Genomic DNA, 239 nt, shown 5'->3' with positions numbered 1-239 from the left:
CCCCTGGCCCCAGCGGCTGGAGCGCGCCGCCCGCCGCGGCGGCGCGGCGGGCCGCAACGCCGACCGCGACCTGGACGCCGTCTGCGCCCTGTTCGAGACCGCTGCCCGCGCCGAGGAGCGCGTCGGCGGCCGGGGTGCCCTGAACTTCCTGGAGGAGCTCGACGCCCAGGACATAGCCGCCGACACCCTCACGCGCCGTACGGTCCGGACCGACGCCGTACGGCTGATGACGGCGCACC

At 77.8% G+C, this 239-nt stretch carries 1 protein-coding gene; it reads left to right on the top strand.

Translation table 11 applies throughout. The features are described 5' to 3' along the window. The coding region (locus ACSNOK_RS36055; RefSeq protein ID WP_436784868.1) for a hypothetical protein at positions 1–239 on the top strand (239 nt) is incomplete at both ends.

The organism is Streptomyces sp. URMC 126 (assembly GCF_051386555.1).
In the GTDB taxonomy this organism is placed as follows: Bacteria; Actinomycetota; Actinomycetes; order Streptomycetales; family Streptomycetaceae; genus Streptomyces.
The sequence above is the reverse complement of the archived record's forward strand: the minus strand, read 5'-3'. Positions and strand labels throughout refer to the sequence as shown.